The organism is Providencia sp. 2024EL-00732 (genome assembly GCF_044006275.1).
Classification (GTDB): Bacteria; Pseudomonadota; Gammaproteobacteria; order Enterobacterales; family Enterobacteriaceae; genus Providencia; species Providencia huashanensis.
In genome coordinates this window covers 74,856-96,662 of the sequence record NZ_JBIPDG010000004.1, presented here as the reverse complement: position 1 = coordinate 96,662, position 21,807 = coordinate 74,856, and the positions used below count along the sequence as shown (strand labels likewise).

At 41.5% G+C, this 21,807-nt stretch carries 19 protein-coding genes; 9 read left to right on the top strand and 10 right to left on the bottom strand.

Annotated features, from left to right (window positions below; genetic code table 11):
• Nucleotides 1-9 precede the first annotated feature (9 nt).
• Genes sdhA through sdhC form a run of 3 tightly spaced genes read right to left on the bottom strand, consistent with a single transcriptional unit; the run spans nt 10 to nt 2,504 of the window.
• On the bottom strand, nt 10-1,776 hold the full coding sequence (gene sdhA / locus ACHB7C_RS08790; RefSeq protein ID WP_042848296.1) for a succinate dehydrogenase flavoprotein subunit: 1,767 nt from the start codon (nt 1,774-1,776) through the stop codon (nt 10-12).
• Entirely contained in the window at nt 1,777-2,121 is a 345-nt protein-coding gene (sdhD, locus tag ACHB7C_RS08785; protein ID WP_042848297.1) for a succinate dehydrogenase membrane anchor subunit, read from the bottom strand.
• Nucleotides 2,115-2,504: a succinate dehydrogenase cytochrome b556 subunit gene (gene sdhC / locus ACHB7C_RS08780; RefSeq protein ID WP_004909059.1), complete on the bottom strand. Its 390-nt coding sequence runs from the start codon at nt 2,502-2,504 to the stop codon at nt 2,115-2,117. The genes sdhD and sdhC overlap by 7 nt, the downstream gene beginning before the upstream one ends.
• Before the next feature lie 672 nt (nt 2,505-3,176).
• On the opposite strand from sdhC, the gene ACHB7C_RS08775 reads away from it, so the two are divergent.
• The gene (locus tag ACHB7C_RS08775; protein ID WP_206227056.1) at nt 3,177-4,463 is read left to right on the top strand and encodes a citrate synthase; all 1,287 of its coding nucleotides are present in this window, start codon (nt 3,177-3,179) and stop codon (nt 4,461-4,463) included.
• Between the two features lie 63 nt (nt 4,464-4,526).
• On the opposite strand, the gene ACHB7C_RS08770 is transcribed toward ACHB7C_RS08775, so the two are convergent.
• A complete protein-coding gene (locus ACHB7C_RS08770) occupies nt 4,527-5,285 on the bottom strand; it encodes a helix-turn-helix transcriptional regulator (protein WP_129466784.1) in 759 nt (252 codons plus the stop codon).
• Between the two features lie 134 nt (nt 5,286-5,419).
• Between ACHB7C_RS08770 and ACHB7C_RS08765 the strand changes: the two genes are divergently transcribed.
• Nucleotides 5,420-6,553: a multidrug effflux MFS transporter gene (locus ACHB7C_RS08765; protein WP_166687363.1), complete on the top strand. Its 1,134-nt coding sequence runs from the start codon at nt 5,420-5,422 to the stop codon at nt 6,551-6,553.
• A gap of 517 nt (nt 6,554-7,070) precedes the next feature.
• On the opposite strand, the gene ACHB7C_RS08760 is transcribed toward ACHB7C_RS08765, so the two are convergent.
• Together ACHB7C_RS08760 and ACHB7C_RS08755 are read right to left on the bottom strand one after the other, a co-directional pair.
• Complete coding sequence (locus tag ACHB7C_RS08760; RefSeq protein WP_042848301.1) at nt 7,071-7,814, bottom strand: type 2 GTP cyclohydrolase I; 744 nt, start codon at nt 7,812-7,814, stop codon at nt 7,071-7,073.
• A gap of 257 nt (nt 7,815-8,071) precedes the next feature.
• Nucleotides 8,072-8,278: a YbfA family protein gene (locus tag ACHB7C_RS08755; protein WP_042848302.1), complete on the bottom strand. Its 207-nt coding sequence runs from the start codon at nt 8,276-8,278 to the stop codon at nt 8,072-8,074.
• A gap of 422 nt (nt 8,279-8,700) precedes the next feature.
• Between ACHB7C_RS08755 and kdpF the strand changes: the two genes are divergently transcribed.
• From kdpF to ACHB7C_RS08720, 7 genes are all read left to right on the top strand, one after another.
• Complete coding sequence (gene kdpF / locus ACHB7C_RS08750; RefSeq protein ID WP_042848304.1) at nt 8,701-8,790, top strand: K(+)-transporting ATPase subunit F; 90 nt, start codon at nt 8,701-8,703, stop codon at nt 8,788-8,790.
• Nucleotide 8,791: 1 nt separating this feature from the next.
• Complete coding sequence (kdpA, locus tag ACHB7C_RS08745; protein ID WP_042848305.1) at nt 8,792-10,495, top strand: potassium-transporting ATPase subunit KdpA; 1,704 nt, start codon at nt 8,792-8,794, stop codon at nt 10,493-10,495.
• Between the two features lie 13 nt (nt 10,496-10,508).
• Nucleotides 10,509-12,572: a potassium-transporting ATPase subunit KdpB gene (gene kdpB / locus ACHB7C_RS08740; protein WP_395347032.1), complete on the top strand. Its 2,064-nt coding sequence runs from the start codon at nt 10,509-10,511 to the stop codon at nt 12,570-12,572.
• A 10-nt stretch (nt 12,573-12,582) separates the two neighbouring features.
• Entirely contained in the window at nt 12,583-13,176 is a 594-nt protein-coding gene (gene kdpC, locus ACHB7C_RS08735; RefSeq protein ID WP_042848309.1) for a potassium-transporting ATPase subunit KdpC, read from the top strand.
• Nucleotides 13,177-13,184: 8 nt separating this feature from the next.
• Nucleotides 13,185-15,872 carry a two-component system sensor histidine kinase KdpD gene (kdpD, locus tag ACHB7C_RS08730; RefSeq protein ID WP_042848311.1) on the top strand — a complete coding sequence of 896 codons (2,688 nt, stop codon included), beginning with the start codon at nt 13,185-13,187 and terminating at the stop codon, nt 15,870-15,872.
• Between the two features lie 16 nt (nt 15,873-15,888).
• On the top strand, nt 15,889-16,572 hold the full coding sequence (gene kdpE / locus ACHB7C_RS08725) for a two-component system response regulator KdpE (RefSeq protein ID WP_071547831.1): 684 nt from the start codon (nt 15,889-15,891) through the stop codon (nt 16,570-16,572).
• An 83-nt stretch (nt 16,573-16,655) separates the two neighbouring features.
• On the top strand, nt 16,656-17,045 hold the full coding sequence (locus ACHB7C_RS08720) for a DUF5329 family protein (protein WP_071547830.1): 390 nt from the start codon (nt 16,656-16,658) through the stop codon (nt 17,043-17,045).
• Between the two features lie 54 nt (nt 17,046-17,099).
• Here ACHB7C_RS08720 and ACHB7C_RS08715 read toward each other — a convergent pair whose 3' ends face one another.
• From ACHB7C_RS08715 to ACHB7C_RS08700, 4 genes are all read right to left on the bottom strand, one after another.
• The gene (locus ACHB7C_RS08715) at nt 17,100-18,356 is read right to left on the bottom strand and encodes a PTS galactitol transporter subunit IIC (RefSeq protein ID WP_042848317.1); all 1,257 of its coding nucleotides are present in this window, start codon (nt 18,354-18,356) and stop codon (nt 17,100-17,102) included.
• A gap of 95 nt (nt 18,357-18,451) precedes the next feature.
• The gene (locus ACHB7C_RS08710; RefSeq protein ID WP_129466787.1) at nt 18,452-19,447 is read right to left on the bottom strand and encodes a 2-hydroxyacid dehydrogenase; all 996 of its coding nucleotides are present in this window, start codon (nt 19,445-19,447) and stop codon (nt 18,452-18,454) included.
• 17 nt (nt 19,448-19,464) lie between these two features.
• A complete protein-coding gene (locus tag ACHB7C_RS08705) occupies nt 19,465-20,226 on the bottom strand; it encodes an SDR family NAD(P)-dependent oxidoreductase (RefSeq protein WP_042848319.1) in 762 nt (253 codons plus the stop codon).
• A gap of 15 nt (nt 20,227-20,241) precedes the next feature.
• Complete coding sequence (locus ACHB7C_RS08700) at nt 20,242-21,795, bottom strand: FGGY-family carbohydrate kinase (RefSeq protein WP_166687358.1); 1,554 nt, start codon at nt 21,793-21,795, stop codon at nt 20,242-20,244.
• Nucleotides 21,796-21,807 lie beyond the last annotated feature (12 nt).

The following is a 21,807-nucleotide window of genomic DNA, read 5'->3' as shown; positions in this document are numbered from 1 at the left end:
CACCACGCATTAGTAGGTACGAATTTTCGGTGGGAAGGCTTCACGCAATTTTGGCTGCATGTTGACTTCACGACGCGTCATCGTTTCAGATTGCGGTAAATATAATGAGTGACATAACCAATTCGCATCATCACGCTCTGGATAGTCAAAGCGGCTATGCGCCCCACGACTTTCTGTACGGAAGTTCGCTGCTTGTGCTGTCGCATAAGCGGTTTCCATCAGGTTATCCAGTTCTAAACACTCAATACGCTGAGTGTTGAACTCTGTTGAGGTATCATCAAGACGTGCATTTTGCAGGCGTTCACGGATCACTTTTAGCTCTTCCAGACCTTTCGCCATCGCATCACCTTCACGGAATACCGAGAAGTTATGCTGCATACAGGTTTGCAGTGCCTTGCGGATCTCAGTTGGATCTTCGCCAGTACGAGCCCCTTCCCAACGGTTAAAGCGTGTCATCGCCGCATCAATATCGGATTCAGAAGCATCACGCATTGAACCTTGTTCCATGATGGACTCTTTTAGGTGTAGACCCGCAGAACGACCAAATACGACTAAGTCGAGCAATGAGTTACCGCCTAAACGGTTAGCGCCGTGTACAGATACACACGCAATTTCACCCACAGCAAACAGACCTGGGATAACTTCGTCTTCGCCTTTTTCGTTATAGCGAATCGCTTGGCCAGTCACTTTTGTTGGAATACCACCCATCATATAGTGACAAGTTGGAATAACTGGGATTGGCTCTTTGATTGGGTCAACGTGAGCAAAGGTACGGGATAATTCAAGGATACCCGGTAAACGAGACTCGAGAACTTCTTTCCCTAAATGATCCAATTTCAGTTTGGCATGTGGACCCCAAGGACCATCACAACCACGGCCTTCACGGATTTCAATCATGATTGAACGTGCAACAACATCACGACCGGCCAAATCTTTCGCATTTGGCGCATAACGTTCCATGAAACGCTCACCGTCTTTATTCAGCAAATAACCACCTTCACCACGGCAACCTTCTGTCACAAGAACCCCTGCGCCAGCGATACCCGTCGGGTGGAATTGCCACATTTCCATATCTTGTAAAGGAACACCAGCACGAGCTGCCATCCCAACACCATCACCGGTATTGATATGCGCATTGGTGGTCGATTGATAAATACGCCCTGCACCACCCGTAGCTAAAATGGTCGCTTTAGCTTTGAAGTAAACTAATTCGCCAGTTTCCATACAAATTGCAGTACAGCCCACCACATCGCCGTCTTGATTTTTAACTAAATCAAGGGCATACCACTCTGAAAAGATGGTTGTGTGATTTTTTAAGTTTTGCTGATACAAAGTATGTAACAGTGCGTGACCAGTCCGGTCAGCCGCAGCCGCAGTACGTGCCGCTTGCTCGCCACCGAAATTCTTAGACTGACCACCAAATGGACGCTGATAAATACTGCCATCGTCTAAGCGAGAAAAAGGTAACCCCATATGCTCTAATTCTAGGATAGCCTCGGGCCCTGTTTTACACATGTATTCGATTGCATCTTGGTCACCGATATAGTCGGAACCTTTCACGGTATCATACATATGCCATTCCCAGTTATCAGGGTGAGTGTTGCCTAAAGCAACAGTGATACCACCTTGCGCTGATACTGTATGAGAACGGGTTGGAAATACTTTTGACAGCAGAGCACAAGACAGGCCCAACTGTGAAATTTGAAGTGCTGCACGCATACCTGCGCCACCAGCACCAATAACGATAGCGTCAAACTCTCTGATTGGCAGATTCATTTATGCACCCCACACAACAATTGTTCCGTAAATTAAATAAGCCAACAGACCAACAACGATAGCCAGCTGCAGCACTAAACGAATTGCTAGCGGCTTGACATAGTCAGTTAGCACTTGCCACATGCCAATCCACGCATGCACAAGAATCGAGAACAATGTGAGGATAGTAAATACTTTCGTCACAGAAGAAGCGAAGAAACCACGCCATACTTCATAAGTAATATCATTGATAGCAACAAAACCAACAATGTAGATTACGTATAATACGATAATAATCGCAGAAGCACGGATTAACAGCCAGTCCTGGATACCAGTACGGCCTAAAGCAGAAGCATTACTTACCATACTAAGATCCCCGCCAGAATTGCCAGAATTACGGTGATAACAAATGTAATTTTTGCAGATGAGTTACCAGCAGCAAGGGTTTCATCAACACAGCCAAAATCCATCAGCATATGACGAATACCACCACAAATGTGGTAAGCCAATGCCGTTAGAATGCCCCAAAGAATGAACTTAGCAAAAAAGCCAGTCATTATTTCAGACGCGTATTGAAAACCTTCTGGAGAGGAGAGAGATGTCCCTAGCAACCAAAGCAGAATACCAACTGCGATGAGAGTAATGACGCCAGAGACACGGTGCAAGATCGAAGATATTGCAGTGATCGGGAAATGAATCGTCTGCAAATCAAGGTTGACAGGTCTTTGTTTTTTCACAATTTTGCCCACACAGCTCTTTATTATTTTCCATCCTCCGGACCTGGGGTGGAAATCAGACAGCGACAGGGGGTACAAAATGCAACTTAACACAAACTCTAATCCATCATGTTTAAATAAAGTTGCATACTGATCACGCTGGGAACTCCTACTACAGGGTAATCCGGAGACCTGCCGCTAGTATAAAGTCTTCACAATGCCATTACAATTCCCACACAAAATGTTTGGGGACATTTAGCCCGAACAGTGAGAAGGATCACGATTTAAACATTTTGTATAAATGTGCTTATCTTATTTGACAATGATTCAACATTTATCTTACATATAGGTCTAGCAGAATTATCTTAAGGTGTGGGCGTTCCCTCACTGAAAAATAAAAAACATGAATGTTGCAATGTTAAGTACCTTCCAATTTGAACTGTGACAGGTATTACTAACAAAAGTTATGAAAGTTGTTCCTCTTACCACAAATAATGATATTGTAAGTAAAACAACAAAAAGAACATAACATCTACACACTCATAAACAACCTAATTACATTGTCGTCGGTCGTCAGATTTCAGGTTTTATGTGATAGCTAGCTGATTTTCTAATCATACCGGTAGAACAATGCACGAAGAAACAGTATAACGCTGAGCTTCTGGGTTGTTGGGTGTCGATTATCAAGCGCTAAGGAGACCGTAAATGGCTGATAACAAAGCTAAGCTAACGACTGGTAGTAAGGGTGATATTGACCTCGATATTTTAAGCCCTACCATTGGTCAAGACGTTATCGATGTCCGAACTTTAGGTTCAAAAGGGTTCTTTACCTATGACCCTGGTTTTACTTCTACTGCATCCTGTGAATCAAAAATCACCTATATCGATGGTGATAAAGGCATTCTGCTGCATCGTGGTTTCCCGATCGATCAACTCGCTACCGAAGCTTCTTACCTCGAAGTTTGTTATATCCTGTTATACGGCGAAGCACCGACTCAAGAGCAATACGACACATTTAAAAATACGGTAACTCGCCACACGATGATCCACGAGCAAATCACTCGCATGCTGAATGGCTTCCGTCGTGACTCACACCCAATGGCAGTGTTATGTGGTGTAACAGGTGCACTGGCTGCGTTCTACCATGATGCATTGGACGTGAACAACCCGCGCCACCGTGAAATTACAGCTTATCGTCTGCTGTCAAAAATGCCAACTGTTGCGGCAATGTGTTATAAATACTCCATTGGCCAGCCTTTTGTTTATCCACGTAATGAACTGTCGTACGCGGGTAACTTCTTGCATATGATGTTCTCTACACCATGTGAAGAATATGTGGTAAATCCAGTTCTCGAACGTGCAATGGATCGGATTTTAATCCTACATGCTGACCACGAACAGAACGCTTCAACATCAACCGTACGTACTGCTGGGTCATCAGGTGCAAACCCATTTGCTTGTATTGCTGCGGGTATTGCGTCTCTGTGGGGGCCAGCTCACGGTGGGGCTAACGAAGCCTGTTTACGCATGTTGGAAGAAATTCAAACCGTTGAGCATATCCCTGCATTTATCGAACGTGCGAAAGACAAAAATGACTCTTTCCGCTTAATGGGCTTTGGTCACCGTGTTTATAAAAACCATGACCCACGTGCAACTGTGATGCGTGAAACTTGCCACGAAGTACTTAATGAGTTGGGCTTAAACGATAGCTTACTCGAAGTCGCTATGGAGCTAGAACGTATTGCCCTGAATGACCCGTACTTCATTGAGAAAAAACTGTATCCAAACGTTGACTTCTATTCAGGCATCATATTGAAGGCAATGGGAATTCCATCTTCAATGTTTACTGTTATTTTTGCTATTGCACGTACAATTGGTTGGATAGCCCATTGGAATGAAATGCATGATGACGGTCTGAAAATTGCTCGTCCTCGTCAGCTGTATACGGGTTACAGCCAACGTAAATTCAACTCTGGATTAGCAAAAAAATAATATTCAATTAAATCTATCCCCCTACAAATACTCAAGCCTCGGTTTATCGAGGCTTTTTCTCTTTTACTGTTGATATTCCCGCGGTGTTACCCCACTCATTTTGCGAAAAAAACTGATAAAAGCACTATCACTGGCTAAGCCAAGCTCTTGAGTAATAAAGTGATATGGGTGATTTTGTGCCAATAACTCAATCGCTTTAATAAACCGCCATTGTTGCCGCCATGTTTGATAAGTCATTCCGGTTTCTTTTAAGAAAACCCGTGTAATGGTTTTTTCACTTGCGCCAATCGTTTGAGCAAGTTGGTTTAAATTAGGTGGTAATTGCTCGATATCGAGGCCTTTAAAGCGCCTATCTTGAGGAAGTGCAAGTAATGTTGGCTCAGTCGTTGCACTTTGTAGTTCATCGATAAATACTGGTAATAAATTTGCTAAGCGCCCTTGTTGCCAATCACTGTCAAACGGGGCAATTGCAATCCGTTCAAGTACCTCTCTTAGCAGAGGTGAAATGCTCAAAATGACGACTTCATTCGCTATTTTTTTAGCATATTGTTCACTTAAATACACCGAACGATAGCCCACAGATGCGCGCATTTGTGCTCGGTGACAAACAAATGGAGGTATCCATGCCACCCTTCCAGGAGGTAATAGAGAAATTCGGTTCTCAAGTGAAATTCGTATACACCCTTGTTGTGTAAACAAAAGCTGCCCCATTTCATGGCTATGTAAACCAGAATCATGTTGCCCCATTTGAGCTGCTATTCCCAATACTGGCGCTGTATACCAGTGAGTTTGAAATTCATCTGTTTGTTCTAGCCAAGCCATAATGTCCCTTTTTTGATATTTATAGTCTTTATTTTTGTAATGGGACACTAAAAATACCATTAAACTGCTTGTCATTGAATAGTTGTATTCATCTTCACCATCTATTTTTTATTAATATAAGCAGGATAATTGGTATGAAACACCCTCTTTCATTATGGCTTGCTGTTGCCTTAATGATGTTTCCACAAATCGTGGAAACCATATACAGCCCAGCATTGACCAACATTGCTAGCGCATTTAATGTCGATGCTGAACAAGCATCACAAACATTATCATTCTATTTCTTTGCTTTTGCGCTAGGTGTCGTATTTTGGGGAAGAATGTGTGACACGCTAGGCCGCCGCCCGACTATCCTGGCAGGTCTGTTGATCTACGGTATCGCCTCTATCTGCGCGTTGTTTATCACACACTTTTATTTATTACTGTTAATGAGAATGCTTGCCGCATTTGGTGCCGCCGTCGGTTCAATTGGAACACAAACCGCAATGCGTGATAGCTATCAAGGGCATGAATTAGCTAAAGTTTTTTCAATTATGGGTATTGCCCTAGCCATTAGTCCTGCATTAGGGATGTTATTCGGTGCGGGGTTAGTTAGTTTTGGCGGATATCTCGCCGTTTTTACTGGCTTGGCATTTCTCGCGGTCGTGCTTTTTATTTGGTCTACTTGCCGTTTACCAGAAACACGCCCTGAAAATGTGATCAAAGTCCCATTTATGGCGACATTTTTACGAATGATCACAGATAAAGAAATTGTTAGAAATGTGATCTTGATAGCATTTTTCAACATTAATTTATTTAGCTATTATCAGCTGGCACCTTTCAGTTTTGAACGATTAATGCTCACTCAGCAACAATTTGGTTTAACTGGAATTTTATTAGCACTTGGAGTGGGCTTAGGGTCAATCATTAATCGTCATTTATTGGCTAAAAAACACACATCTGAGCAACTTGTTAAGCTCTCTAGCATCATATCTTTGATAAGTGGTTGCTTGGTTTTTGCTCTGATGGATTCTATTTGGTTCATTTTACCGGTGATTGGTGTAGTTATTGGATATGGAATTGCTATTCCTAATATCCTTGCACATGCTTTAAATCGCTATAGTGATAGAAAAGGTACTGCTGGGGCTATTTTAGGTTTGTTTTACTATATCGGACTCGCCATTGGTTTGATGGTCGCAGGCTGGAGCCAACACTTAGGCTTGGTATTAACCATTTCAGGGTTGGTTCTTGTTCTTTCATCATTACGCTATCGAATTTATACGAGTTAACTTTTTATTTTACTAATTACACATAATTTTCTACGCATTTTACATCACAAGTATGTGACTAGGGGTCGCGAGTGTAGCCAACACCGCCAAGGTTAGAATTAGAAACTCAATGAAGATTAGCTTGAAAATTTAATTATCTAAATAGTTCGAGTTGTGGCTAGGCGGCAAATGAGCGACTCCCTAAGAGCATAGCCAACACTGCCGAGGTTAGAATTAGAAAATCAATGAAGATTAGCTTGAAAATTTAATTCTCTAAATAGTTCGAGTTGTGGCTAGGCGACAAATGAACGACTCCCTAAGAGCATACACAAGTATGTGACTAGGGGTCGCGAGTGTAGCCAACACCGCCGAGGTTAGAATTAGAAAATCAATGAAGATTAGCTTGAAAATTTAATTCTCTAAATAGTTCGAGTTGTGGCTAGGCGGCAAATGAGCGACTCCCTAGGAGCATACACAAGTATGTGACTAGGGGTCGCGAGTGTAGCCAACACCGCCACAGCTCGAAATATGACGAGAATTAGGCTGGGTTATCGATATCGATAAACTCTGCGTCTAACCCATGGTGATCAACTAGCCACTTAGTCAGCGCTTTAATCCCATAACGCTCTGTCGCATGATGCCCTGCACTGTAGAAATGGATACCCATTTCTCTTGCTATATGGATTGTTTGCTCTGAAACTTCACCTGTCACAAATGCATCTACGCCAAACTCGGCGGCTTGTAAGATAAAGCCTTGTCCGCCCCCTGTGCACCATGCAATTTGGCGAATTTCATCTTTAGCATTGTCACCACAATGCAACACTTTGCGACCAAGGCGGGACTCTAAGCGCTGGGTTAATTCCTGTGGTGTAATCGGTTGATCAAAGAAACCGAATGGCATTAATGGATCAATTTGGCCATTTACTTGCACACCCATGATATACGCAAGCTGAGTATTATTACCTAATTGATGATGAGCATCTAAAGGAAGATGGTAACCATAAAGGTTAATATCATTCGCTAATAATGTTTTTAAGCGATTTTTTTTCATACCTTTAATAATTGCGGGCTCATTTTTCCAAAAATAGCCATGGTGAACAATCACAGCATCCGCTTTCTTTTCAACTGCCACGTCCAGTAGTGCTTGGCAGGCTGTTACACCGGTGATGATTTTATGCACATGAGGGCGCCCCTCAACCTGCAATCCATTTGGTGCAAAATCTTGGAATTCACTAATTTTCAGCTCATCATTAATGATTTCTTCTAATCTTAAATTATGCATTATGTGGTCCTTTTTACTACACCGCTATAGGGTCAACCCCATCATTTTGAATGTAATTTACTGATAATCAATAAGCATAAACGGAAACATGCTTTTTTTCTGTGTTATTTGCTGTAAATAAGGATGCTAACCAAAAAGAAAGGTAATAAAGAAAGGCAATAAGGAAAAGAAAAACAGGATGAGGGATAAAAAAAACAATATCCCCACAATAGGTCATTGCAGGGATATGGCATTACCACTTAAAAGCAAAGCAATTATTAATGATGGCTTTCAAACGTGGCTTCTGAACGCTCTAACCAAACGGGCTTATCGCTGGTTTTAGCCCATACTTTGTGTAAATGGCTATAAAATTTTGCTCGTTGCGGATGAAAAACCATAACCGGAAACGCAATAATGCCAGCTGTAACAGCAGCAGTGCGGCGTGCAAGTACCTGATTACGGGAATATTCGCGATATGTGGACATCGGTATCCTCCTTCAGTTGCCACTCTATTTGTCGATTCCAGAATTGCTCTAAAACCCCAAATAATGACTGTTTAGAAGAGCGACTAAAACCGAACAGATAATATAAAAATTAACTGTCAATATCATAGCGCAAACTGTGTAATAAAACTACTCATCTGACCACTATAAATTAAAATTTACATAATAAAATGATAAATTCCGTTGTTTTATTACATTATTTAACCTGATTGCGTCAAAAACAAACAAATCAGCAACATTTACATAACAATTATTCGCTTTAACTCGCCATCTCTGTTTTATTTTATTCCCTCGTATAAAAATACATTTTTATACTTTTTTTACACCGAAGGTCTATTTTTTATCAGCTTCTTTACAACGGAAGTTTTAGCCTTATTGCATGGAAATAATAAGGAGAAAATACTGTGTCATTACTTTCCATTATTGGGGCAGTTCTCGTTGTGTTACTGCTGGTTTATCTGGTCTATGCCCTGCTAAGCGCGGAGGATTTTTAATATGACCACTACCACAATTTTAATTATCGGTAGCTTTTTACTCGTGCTGTTTATTTTGGCAAAACCATTAGGCAATGGTATTGCTCGGTTAATTGATAGCGATATACCGAGTACGCTAATAAAAAGCGAAGCCCTTCTTTGGCGCTTAGGCGGCGTAAAAAAGCCAGGGCGAGAAATGGCGGAAATGACTTGGCTACAATATGCCTTATCGATTTTACTGTTCAATATTTTAGGCTTTATATTGCTGTTTTCTATATTAATATTCCAAGGTCATTTGCCCCTTAACCCACAACAATTTCCGGGAATGAGTTGGGATTTAGCCTTTAACACCGCAATTAGCTTTGTCACAAATACTAATTGGCAATCCTATAGCGGTGAAAACACATTAAGTTATCTAAGCCAGATGTCTGGGTTAACAGTACAAAATTTCCTTTCCGCTGCAACAGGGATTGCCGTTGTTTTCGCCCTTATCCGAGCATTTTCACGCCATGGTCGTAAAACGGTTGGTAATGCATGGGTGGATATCTACCGTATTACTGTGTATCTACTTTTCCCATTAGCGATTATTTTTGCTCTATTTTTTGTTAGCCAAGGTGTTATCCAAAACTTCTCAGATTACCTATTAGTTAATAACCTAAATAATAGCAACCAGTTATTACCAATGGGGCCTGTCGCCTCTCAAGAAGCAATTAAGCTACTCGGTACTAACGGAGGCGGTTTCTTTGGAGCTAATTCTTCACACCCATTTGAAAACCCAACGGCATTAAGCAATTTCGTACAAATGTTAGCCATTTTTCTAATTCCAACAGCGTTATGTTTTGCTTTTGGCCGTGTCGTTGGCAACAACAAACAAGGTCACACCCTGTTATGGGTGATGGGGATTATTTTTGTCGTTGCTGCCATAGCGGTTATCAAAGCAGAGTATGTTGGTAATCCATTTTTAAGTGAATTCCATGCGACTACCACTGCCAATATGGAAGGAAAAGAAAGCCGCTTTGGTATCTTAGGCTCCGCATTATTCGCTGTTGTAACAACGGCTGCCTCTTGCGGTGCTGTTAATGCAATGCATGATTCCTTTACTGCGATGGGTGGCATGGTGCCGATGTGGTTAATGCAAATCGGTGAAGTGGTTTTCGGCGGTGTGGGATCTGGCTTATATGGCATGTTGCTATTTGTTTTACTCGCTGTATTCCTTGCTGGGCTAATGATTGGTCGTACTCCTGAATATCTCGGTAAAAAAATCGAGGTGCGCGAAATGAAAATGGTTGCACTGGCTATTTTAGTGACTCCCACTTTAGTACTACTGGGTACCACACTTTCATTAATGACTGAAGCTGGGCGTGCAGGGATCTTAAACCCAGGCGCTCACGGGTTTAGTGAAGTGTTATACGCTTTTTCCTCCGCAGCGAATAATAACGGTAGCGCGTTTGCTGGACTTAGCGCAAATACACCGTTTTACAACCTGCTATTGGCGGTCACCATGTTCTTAGGACGTTTTGGCGTCATTCTGCCAGTTCTCGCCATTGCAGGTTCGATGGCAAGCAAGAAACCTCAAGCGCAAAGTAATGCAACATTACCCACAACAGGTCCGTTATTTATTGGTCTGCTTGTATTCACTGTACTTCTCATTGGTGCGCTGACCTTTGTACCTGCCCTTGCGTTAGGTCCAATTGCAGAGCAACTACACATCGGTTTCGCGGGATAATGAGGGGAAGAAAATGAAAAGTAATAACATCAAATTATTTGATAATAAATTAATCAAACAATCTATCTTTGAAGCATTCAAAAAATGCACACCGCAAGCACAATGGCGAAATCCCGTGATGTTCGTGGTGTATATCGGCAGTATTATCACCACCCTTTTATGGTTAGCAATGGTAACTCATTACACTGAGGGTAACGCTTGGTTTAGTGGAATGGTGACACTATGGCTATGGTTTACACTGCTCTTTGCTAATTTTGCCGAGGCGCTAGCTGAAGGGCGAAGTAAGGCACAAGCCCAAAGTTTAAAAGGGGTAAAACAGCAAAGTAACGCAACTCGTTTGGCTTCTGCATCAATGGATGCGGCTCAAGAAATCGTGATTTCAAGCCAGTTACGTAAAGGGGATATCGTGCTTATCCATGCTGGAGAAACAATCCCTTGCGATGGTGAAGTGCTTGAAGGTGGTGCATCTGTCGATGAAAGTGCAATTACTGGTGAGTCAGCTCCTGTGATCCGTGAATCCGGTGGTGACTTTTCCTCAGTCACCGGAGGGACTCGCGTTCTTTCTGATTGGTTAATTGTTGAATGTACCGTAAACCCCGGTGAAACATTCTTAGACCGAATGATTTCAATGGTTGAAGGCGCACAACGTCGTAAAACCCCCAATGAAATCGCTTTAACGATCCTGTTAACCGCCCTGACGATTATTTTCGTGTTGGTATGCGCCACCTTGTACCCATTCACGGTTTTTGCTGCCGATTATGCAGGCGCAGGTAGTGCGGTCTCTATTCTAGTCCTTATTGCTTTATTAATTTGCTTAATTCCAACCACTATTGGCGGGTTACTCTCTTCTATTGGTGTGGCAGGGATGAGCCGTATGTTAGGTGCAAATGTGATTGCCACCAGCGGTCGTGCAGTGGAGGCTGCGGGTGATGTCGACGTCTTATTACTCGATAAAACCGGTACTATCACCCTTGGTAACCGACAAGCATCTGAGTTTTTGCCTTTAACGGGTGTGACTGAACAGCAACTAGCAGATGCAGCTCAACTTTCTTCTTTAGCCGATGAAACCCCTGAAGGGCGTAGTATTGTCGTGTTGGCGAAACAAAAGTTTAATTTACGTGAAAGAGATATTCATGGCCTGAATGCTACCTTTGTTCCGTTCTCTGCAATGACTCGTATGAGCGGTGTCAACATTGGAGAAAGAATGATCCGCAAAGGTTCTGCGGATGCGATACGCCGCTACGTTGAAGCAAACCATAGTAAATTCCCGATAGAAGCCGACCAATTAGTTGAAAAAGTCGCTCATTTAGGGGGAACCCCTCTTGTTGTTGTGGACGACCAAACAGTACTCGGTGTTGTAGCATTAAAAGATATTGTTAAAGGGGGAATGAAAGAGCGATTTGCTCAAATGCGTAGCATGGGGATCAAAACAGTTATGATCACCGGAGATAACCACTTAACAGCCGCCGCTATTGCTGCAGAAGCCGGTGTCGATGACTTCCTCGCTGAGGCAACCCCCGAAGCAAAGCTCGCATTAATCCGCCAATATCAATCAGAAGGCCGACAAGTTGCCATGACGGGTGATGGTACCAACGATGCCCCAGCATTAGCGCAAGCGGATGTGGCTGTAGCGATGAACTCAGGGACACAAGCGGCCAAAGAAGCAGGTAACATGGTTGATTTAGACTCTAACCCAACCAAATTAATTGAGGTCGTCCATATTGGTAAACAAATGTTGATGACACGAGGCTCATTAACAACCTTTAGTATAGCCAATGATATTGCAAAATACTTTGCCATCATTCCAGCCGCTTTTGCTGTCACTTGGCCTCAACTTAATGCATTAAATATTATGCAGTTACATTCACCTGCATCTGCGATTCTCTCAGCGGTGATCTTTAACGCTTTAATTATCATTTTCTTGATCCCATTGGCGATTAAAGGGGTCAATTATCGCCCTATGAGCTCCCAATCATTGTTGCAACGTAACTTAAGCCTCTATGGTTTAGGTGGGTTAATAGTGCCATTTGTTGGGATTAAATTAATTGATATGTTTATTCGCTTATTTGGGATATAAGGAATTGATAATGAACATGATCCGCTCTTCTATTATTATGTTAATAATTCTCACTTTATTCACAGGGATCGCCTACCCATTGATGGTGACAGGGCTTGCTAATGTCTTTTTCCCTTGGCAAGCTCATGGCTCCTTACTCACTCAAGATGATCAGGTTATCGGTTCTGAACTGATTGGACAAAATATACAAAGTGAAAATTACTTTCATGGGCGGCCCTCTGCAACCGCTGAAGCCCCTTATAATACATTAGCATCTGGCGGTAGTAATTTAGCCGTTAGCAACCCATTACTATTACAAACAATGGAACAACGAAGTGCCCAACTTCGCTCAGAAAACCCAGCGGCTGACAAGAGCATCCCTGTTGATTTATTAACAGCCTCTGCCAGTGGATTAGACCCCAATATTTCTGTTGATGCGGCGTTATATCAAGCCCCGCGAATTGCTAAACACAGACAGATCCCACTAGAAGAGGTAAAATCATTAATTAATACTCATACTGAAAATAGTGTATTCGCTTTTTTAGGCGAGCCTGTTATTAATGTCTTAAAGTTAAACCTTGCTCTTGATGAATATCAGCAACAAGCCAATAGCCAAACTCACTAAGGCCTATTATGAAAAATCAGGAACCTAGTCGCCCTAATCCCGACGATTTATTGGTAAAGGCCAATGAAACAGGCCGTGGCAAATTAAAAATTTTTTTCGGCGCCTGTGCTGGCGTCGGGAAAACCTATGCCATGCTTCAAGAAGCCCAAAGACTAAGGTCACAAGGATTAGATGTGCTTATTGGTGTAGTAGAAACCCATGAACGCGAAGAAACAGCTGCGTTACTTGAAGGTCTCTCACAGTTACCACCAAAGCGTATCCAACATAGGGGACGCCGTTTAACTGCTTTTGATATTGACGCCGCAATTGCTAGGCACCCAGCCATTATTTTAATGGATGAATTAGCATTTAGTAATCCTAATGGCAGCCTACACCCTAAACGCTGGCAGGATGTCGAAGAGCTATTAAATGCTGGTATTGATGTCCTTACGACCATTAACGTTCAACATATTGAAAGTTTAAATGATATCGTCGGAAGCATTACTGGTATTCGAGTGCGTGAAACGGTTCCTGATCATATTTTTGATGCCGCAGATGAAGTCGTATTAGTTGACTTGCCTCCTGATGACTTACGGCAACGCCTAAAAGAAGGCAAAGTTTATATCTCTGGGCAAGCAGAGCGAGCAATCGAACATTTTTTCCGTAAAGGGAATCTCATCGCGCTACGTGAGCTGGCTCTACGTCGAACTGCCGATCGCGTTGATGACCAGATGCGGGAATTTCGTGATGGCAAGGGGCAAGCCCCTGTCTGGCATACCCGGGATGGCCTTCTATTATGTATTGGTCATAATATGGGTAATGAAAAGTTGGTTCGCACCGCGGCTCGCCTTGCCGCAAAGTTTGGCAGTGTATGGCATGCTGTATATGTGGAAACTCCTGCGCTCCATCAATTACCCGAGGCTCGGCGCAGAGCCATTTTAAAGGCATTACGTCTTGCTCAAGATTTAGGCGCTGAAACCGCCACGTTATCTGACCCTTCTGAAGAAAAAGCCATATTACGTTATGCTCGAGAACATAATTTGGGCAAAATACTGATTGGTCGTCGCGATAAGCAACGTAAATGGCCCATATTTAATTTACGTCCTGGCTTTGCTGACCGTCTTGGCAAATTAGGGCCAGACCTTGACTTGGTGATCGTCGCGCTAGAAGAAAAAAGCGAATGGGATAAAGAACCAGAGAGAAAACCTTTCTCTGAAAAATGGCGTTCAGACATGAACGGTTATTTGATGGCGATTGTGATGTGTGCTGCAATTACCGTGTTCTCACGCACATTTTTGTTAGCGTTAGATAAAGCCAACTTAGTCACGCTCTATCTACTCGGCGTGGTACTTATCGCGCTATTTTATGGCAGGCGCCCTTCTGTCTTTGCGGCACTAATTAATGTTATTAGCTTTGATTTATTCTTTGTTCAGCCCCATTTTTCCCTTGCTATCATGGATATGCAATATTTAGTCACCTTTACGGTTATGCTAATTGTTGGCGTCGTTGTGGGGAATTTAACTGCTGGCATGCGCTATCAAGCCCGAATTGCCCGTTATCGTGAACAACGAACGCGACATTTATATGAAATGACAAAAGAATTAGGGCAAGCACTCAGCACCGATGACATCGGCAGAACAGGCTATCACTTCCTTAATAACGCGTTCCAAGCCAAAAGCTGTTTATTAATACCCAATGCTGAGGGGCAATTATTGCCCTTAAAATGTGAGGGGCACAGTGCAATGCAAATTGATAATGCAATTGCCAAATGGAGCTTTGATAAACGCCAACCCGCAGGAGCTGGCACCGATACTCTTCCCAGCGTCCCCTATCAATTGCAACCTATAACAACCGCAGATCAAACACTTGCCGTCTTAGCGATTGAACCTAGAAATATGCGCCAGTTGTTGATCCCAGAACAACAACGTATGTTACAAACCTTCACTGGGTTAATTGCCAGTGCCCTTGCTCGGTTAGAGCTAACCAAACAAGCCGAATCCGCAAAATTAGATATTGAACGTGAGCAATTGCGTAATTCATTACTCGCGGCCCTTTCACACGACCTAAAAACACCATTAACCGTTTTATTTGGGCAAACTGAAATATTAATGTTGAATTTGTCTGCTGAAAACTCGCCACTTACTGAGCAAGTTAATAAAATGCGCCAACAAGTTCTGAGTACTTCGCGATTAGTCAATAATTTACTCGATATGGCACGGCTGCAATCTGGTGGTATTCAACCTAATTTAGAGTGGCAATCACTACAAGAAATTACCAGTAGCGCTGTCAGAACATTAGACTATACTTTACATAGTCATCCTTTAGATATTGATATCCCTGCTGATTTATTACTCTATTGTGATGCCAATTTGATAGAGCGGGTGCTTATCAACCTATTAGAAAATGCCGTAAAATATAGCCATGAAGATACCCCAATTGGTATTAAGGCGAGGGTTGAAGGGCAAAAAATTCATATTGAAATTTGGGATGCCAGCAATGCAATCCCTGATGGACAAGAAAAAACTATTTTCGATAAATTCTCTCGAGCGCAAAAAGAATCAGCCATTCCCGGAGTTGGCTTAGGCCTTGCTATTTGTCGTGCCATTATTCAATTACATGAAGGGGAAATATGGGCTCAGAACAATAATAAAGGTGGAGCCAGCTTCCACTTTGTTTTACCTTTAAAACAACTACCTGATATTGAAACCGAAATTTAGGAGAACAACCACTATTGTGAGTACTCATCAAATCCTGATCGTTGAAGATGAAAAAGAGATCCGCCGCTTTGTTCGCCTTGCGCTGGAAGGTGAAGGCTGGAAAGTTTTTGAAGCAGAAAACTACCAACGCGGGTTGATTGAATCTGGGACACGGCAACCCGACTTGCTTATCTTAGACCTTGGGTTGCCTGATGGCGATGGGCTTGATTTAATTCGTGATTTACGCAAATGGAGCAGTATTCCTATCATCGTTTTATCCGCTCGAGAAGACGAATCTCAAAAGGTTGCCGCCCTTGATGCAGGTGCTGATGATTATCTGACTAAGCCTTTTGGCATCAGCGAATTACTCGCACGAGTCCGTGTCGCCTTGCGTCGTTTTGGCAAAGCGGCACAAGAAAACTCACAATTTCAATTTGGTGATATTACGGTCGATTTTATTAATCGGGTTGTCACTAAGCAAAATGAAGAATTACACCTTACTCCCATTGAATTCCGCTTGCTCAGCGAGTTAGTTGCTAACAGCGGCAAAGTATTAACCCAACGGCATTTATTATTACAAGTATGGGGGCCGAGCTATATTGAGCATAACCATTATTTGCGAATTTATATGGGCCATTTGCGGCAAAAATTAGAAAATGACCCAACTCGCCCAATTCATTTACTTACAGAAACAGGCATTGGTTATCGCTTTATGCCTTAAATTGAATTCTAGGAATCTTACCGATAGTTTAAATTAAACGGCTGCTTATAATTTACTCACCTTTTTTCTATGGAGAGAAATTCGTGCAATCACTTACAGCCCAACTATCAAACCGCTTTTCCTCTGCTTTAGTGCTTTTTTTAAGTGTTTTTGTCACCACTCAAGCTCTAGCATTAAGCCCTGAAGAAAAAATTCGTACTGAATCATTATTAGCAGAACTCGGTAAACAACAAAACCTGACTTTTACTCGTAATGGTACGGAGCATTCTGCAACTGATGCTGAATCTCACTTGAGATTAAAACTGCGTAAAACTGAGAAACGCCTCAATACTACTGAACAATTTATCGATAACGTTGCTTCAAAATCATCGGTTACAGGGGAAGAATACCAAGTCAAGGATGCACAAGGTAATGTTTTCCCTGCCAATCAATATTTACATGATTTATTGAAAAACAGTGTGGATAAAAATTAAGAAGTCACAGTAGGTGTTTTTAACCATAAATAAAAACACCTACTGGATGATTGACTAGTTTGCTATCATCTCCCCGACTTTAACAGCCACCCAACCTGCTGGTGTTGTTGCCCCACCGACAATGTTTGTCATTTCAGAAATACCTTCTGGGACAGGGATATTTGAATTAACTGCCGCCTGTGTATACTCTTTAGAAATATCTGTCCCAACATAATAAATAGATGTAAGGACAAGTGTTCCACAAATAAACATTCTAAACATATTACGCTTACAGAAAGGCGTAACCATTGCTAATAAAAACATTAATGAAGCAAGGTCAACGAAAGGTAATACTTTATTACCCGGTAAAATAAATGCGAGCACAATTGCCATTGGGATGAGTAAAAGCCCTGTCGCTAATACTGATGGCTCTCCAATTAATAAAGCGGTATCCATTCCTATATAGAAGTCTCGATTAGGAAATACTTTTTTCAATTTAGCTTCAACGGCATCTCGTACAATTAATAAACCTTGAACTAATATTTCGATCATTTTAGGTAGCAATAACATTGCAGCAGATACAGTAACGGCCAACGCAACAGACTCACTAATGCTATAACCTGCCATTAATGCTAAAACTAAACCAAGAATAAACCCGAGTGTTAATGGCTCGCCAAAAACACCAAATTTTTTATTGATCGTTTCGGGTTCTAAGTTAATTTTAGAAACCCCCGGTATTTTTTCAATAATATAATTAGTTGCTATTCCAAAGGGAACATACATGATACAAGTTAAATGCGGGAACGAAATTCCTTTTAAATTATAGTTTCGCTGTAAATAAGGCGCAGTAATATCCGCAGCAACTAATGTTAAAATAAAAATAACATAGGTGATACCAATTGAGAGCCAATAACTTTCAGTACCTGCGTAAACGACTGAACCAACAAGTAAGAAGATCCAATAATTAAAAATATCGATATTAATGGTTTTTGTCATTTTAAAAACAACCATTAATAGGTTTATCACAATAAAGCCTACGACTACCGGTAACATAATCGGAGAGCCCCACCCAATCGTTGATGCCGTAGGCCAACCTGTATCAACAACCGTTAGGTTTAACCCCATTTTCTCTACCATTGATTGCGATGCAGGGCCAAGATTAGATAATAATAAATTAATTACCAATCCAACGCCGACGAAGCCAATTCCCACAAGCATCCCTGCTTTAAATGCTGTACCTACTCTTACGCCAAAACATAATGCAATAATAAAGAAAATAATGGGCATCATGACAGATGCACCAAGGCCTATAATACTATTGATAATATCCATAGCATTTTCTCACGTAAAAGGATTTGAAATAGAATGCATGGTAATAGCACGCATTCTATCGTTTAATATTAAATTTTTATTTTAATTTAATAACTCTATTTTATTTCCTTCAGAAATAACTCTGAAAATAATTTTGGTGTATTGCTAAATGCATCAAGAGTACTCCCCGCCATATGAGGTGTGATAGTGATATTATCTAATAAATAAAATTCACTATTATCTTTTAGTGGTTCATCATCAAAGGTATCAATTGCCGCCCCCATGATTCTTCCATTCTTTAATGCTTCAATCAAATCACTTTCATTAATTAAACCTGACCGCGCCGTATTAATAATAGTGGTGGTCTTTTTCATTAAATCAAAATGTTTTTTATTAATTAAATTTTGTGTTTCGCTGGATAGCCTTGCATGTAAGGAAATAATATCCGCTTGGGAAACTAATTCTTCTAAGGTTTCAACTTTAGTAAACCCAGCAATATCGCTCACATATTTATCATAATATAAAATTGTACACCCAAAACCGGATAAAAATTTAGCAACTAACTGTGCAATATGCCCAAAACCGACTAACCCTATTATTTTCCCGCCTATTTCGGGAATAACATCTGCATTAGGAAAATCTTTACGCCAATGCTTATCTTTAAGTGCGTCATGTGCTCGGGCAATATTACGCGTCTCAGATAACATTAACCCGACAGTAAACTCAGCGACACTACGCGCATTACGCCCTGGTGTATTGAACACCTTAATTCCCTTGCTTTTCGCATATTCAACATTAATATTTTCAATACCGCCACGCAGTACCCCGATATATTTTAGTTTTGGCAAACTATCAATCACCGCTTTATTTATTGGCGCAAATTGGGTGACCACTAATTCAGCATCTTGTGCACTTGTATACAGTTCAACGGGTAAAATTACCGCTTCTGAACCATGCTGCTCAATTTGTAAGTTATCTTCTTGAAGCTTTTCGATGGAGCTGTGTGTCCACTGATTAACCGTCACATCAATACCGTTATTACGTAATTTCTCTAAGCCTAAATCCATCGTATTCTTTTTAATGAATAAATCGGCAATCGCAAGGCATTTCATTTTCTTTCCCCTTTTACTTAACGCATTAACATGCCACCGGTCACATCAATGGTTGCACCAGTCATATAACTCGCTTTTTGTGAAACTAAAAATACCCCGATATCTGCAATTTCGGATGGAGAAGCGACGCGACCATTTGGTATACGATTAAGATAATATTCCGCATTATTGCGCAAATTCTCACGGATCATCTCCGTATCCATAATGCCTACTGCAATGTTATTCACATTAATATTTTGTTTTGCCACTTCTCTAGCTAATGAGATTGAAAAAGCCACTAACCCTGCTTTACTGGCCGCATAATGAGAATGCCCAGTTGTTGAACCATGAAAAGCTGCTTGTGAGGTGATATTCAAAATCGAACCTGTTATTTCCTTAGCTAAACATTGGTTAACAAATAGCTTGCTTAGATGAAAAACTGATTTCAAATTCACATTCATCACCTTATCCCAATCCTCCAATGAGATTTCGCTCACTTTACCTGATAGCCAGACAGCCGCATTATTGACCAAAATATCAAACTGCCCGAACTCACTTAACCCACTATCGAATAGGGTATCGATAGCTTCGCTATCACTTAAGTCGGTTCTAATGGCTTGGACTTTTACACCACTTTTCCCATTGATTTCTTTCACTAATGACTCTGCATCGTCAGGATGACTGCGGTAAGTAAAACAGACATTAACGCCTTCTTGTGCTAATGAACGAACAAACTCACGTCCAAGCCCTGTCGCCCCACCTGTCACTAATGCGTTTTTTCCTTGTAAGTGAAGTTTCATAATTAATTCCTTTTATTATTCAGTAGCTAGCATATGCATTGGTGAACGACTATGGGATTTCCATGTAGCTTGCATATCATCAAGCATGCGTTTATACAGTGCGTACTTTTGCTGATAAACGGTTTTATTCGCTGTATCCGGCTTGATGATATCGGCTACTTTGACCATCACTTCACAGGCAGCAAATACATCTGGGAAATGCCCTTCCATCACGGCCGCTGTCATGGCCGCACCCAGTGTGCCGTGTTCTTGAACATCTACAATTTCAAGCTGGCACTGGAAGATATCAGCAAAAATTTGTAGCCAAACTGGGGAATGCGTTATCCCTCCAGCAATACGAACCACATCACTGAGTTGTGGGTTAATCTTTCTTAACCTTTCAACGTGATAAAGATGACTAAACGCGACCCCTTCATAGATAGCACGCAAAAAGTGCCCACGATGATGAAAACTAGTGACACCAACAAACCCTGCTGTTGCATCTGGAATGGTATTGGAACCAAAAACAAAAGGAAAAAACATGAGTTGGCTTTCGCTTGGTGTTGTTGCAGCAACGAGTTGATTACAAAGCTCATAAACTGAACCGCCCTTCGATTCTTCGAGTTGTTTGTCCGCTGCCATAAAATGTGTAATAAACCACTCTAAATTACTGGCAGAGGTTGGGCTGGCTTCTGTAATTTGCCATCTATTTTCCATTGGATAAATAGATGTCATAAATAGGTTTTTATCAACGACTGGCTTGTCTGTTACGTATTCATTAATACTCCACGTCCCCGCCACAATCGCTAATTTATTAATTTGGTTAACACCCGATGCTAAAGATGATGCTGAAATATCAAATATCCCCCCTGATACAGGAGTACCCGCACTTAGCCCCGTCAACTCAGCAATTTCGGGGGTGATATACCCACAACAATCCGTTGATAATTTGATTGGTGGCAGCTTGTCTTTCCACTCTAAACCGCCCCAAAATTCAAGAATTTCATCGTCATAACAACGGTCACGTACATTAATTAAGTTAGTCCCTGAAATATCTGTCAGCTCTTGGTATGCCTCACCTGTTAAATAAAAACGGATCAGGTCTTTGACCATAAAAATATAACGGGCTTTTTGTAAGCTCTCAGGTTCATGATCACGCAACCATGCAAGCAACGCAACAGGCTGCCCTGCCCAGATGGACTGCATCGTTTTTGGCAAAATATCACTTTCAAATCGAGGTGACCGATACCAGTTTTCGACATATTGTTTTGCTCGATTATCTGTGGATACGATACCATTACGCGTCGCATTTCCCTGTTCATCAACGAGGTACAACCCATTTCCGTGACCTGTCACAGATATACCAATAATATCCTCAGCATCTATAGCGGATTTTTTTAGCACCTCTTTAATAACTAAAAGATTTGATTGCCAAAGTTCTGCAATATCCCTTTCAGTGAAAAAAGGTTTTGGAGTGATCATTCGTGTCGTATTTGAAGCAATAGAGACGACCTGGCCTTCTAGGTTATAGATAGCTGCTTTGGTGACGGTTCCACCATTATCAATGCCCATGACATATTGTGTTTTCATTATGAGCCTCTT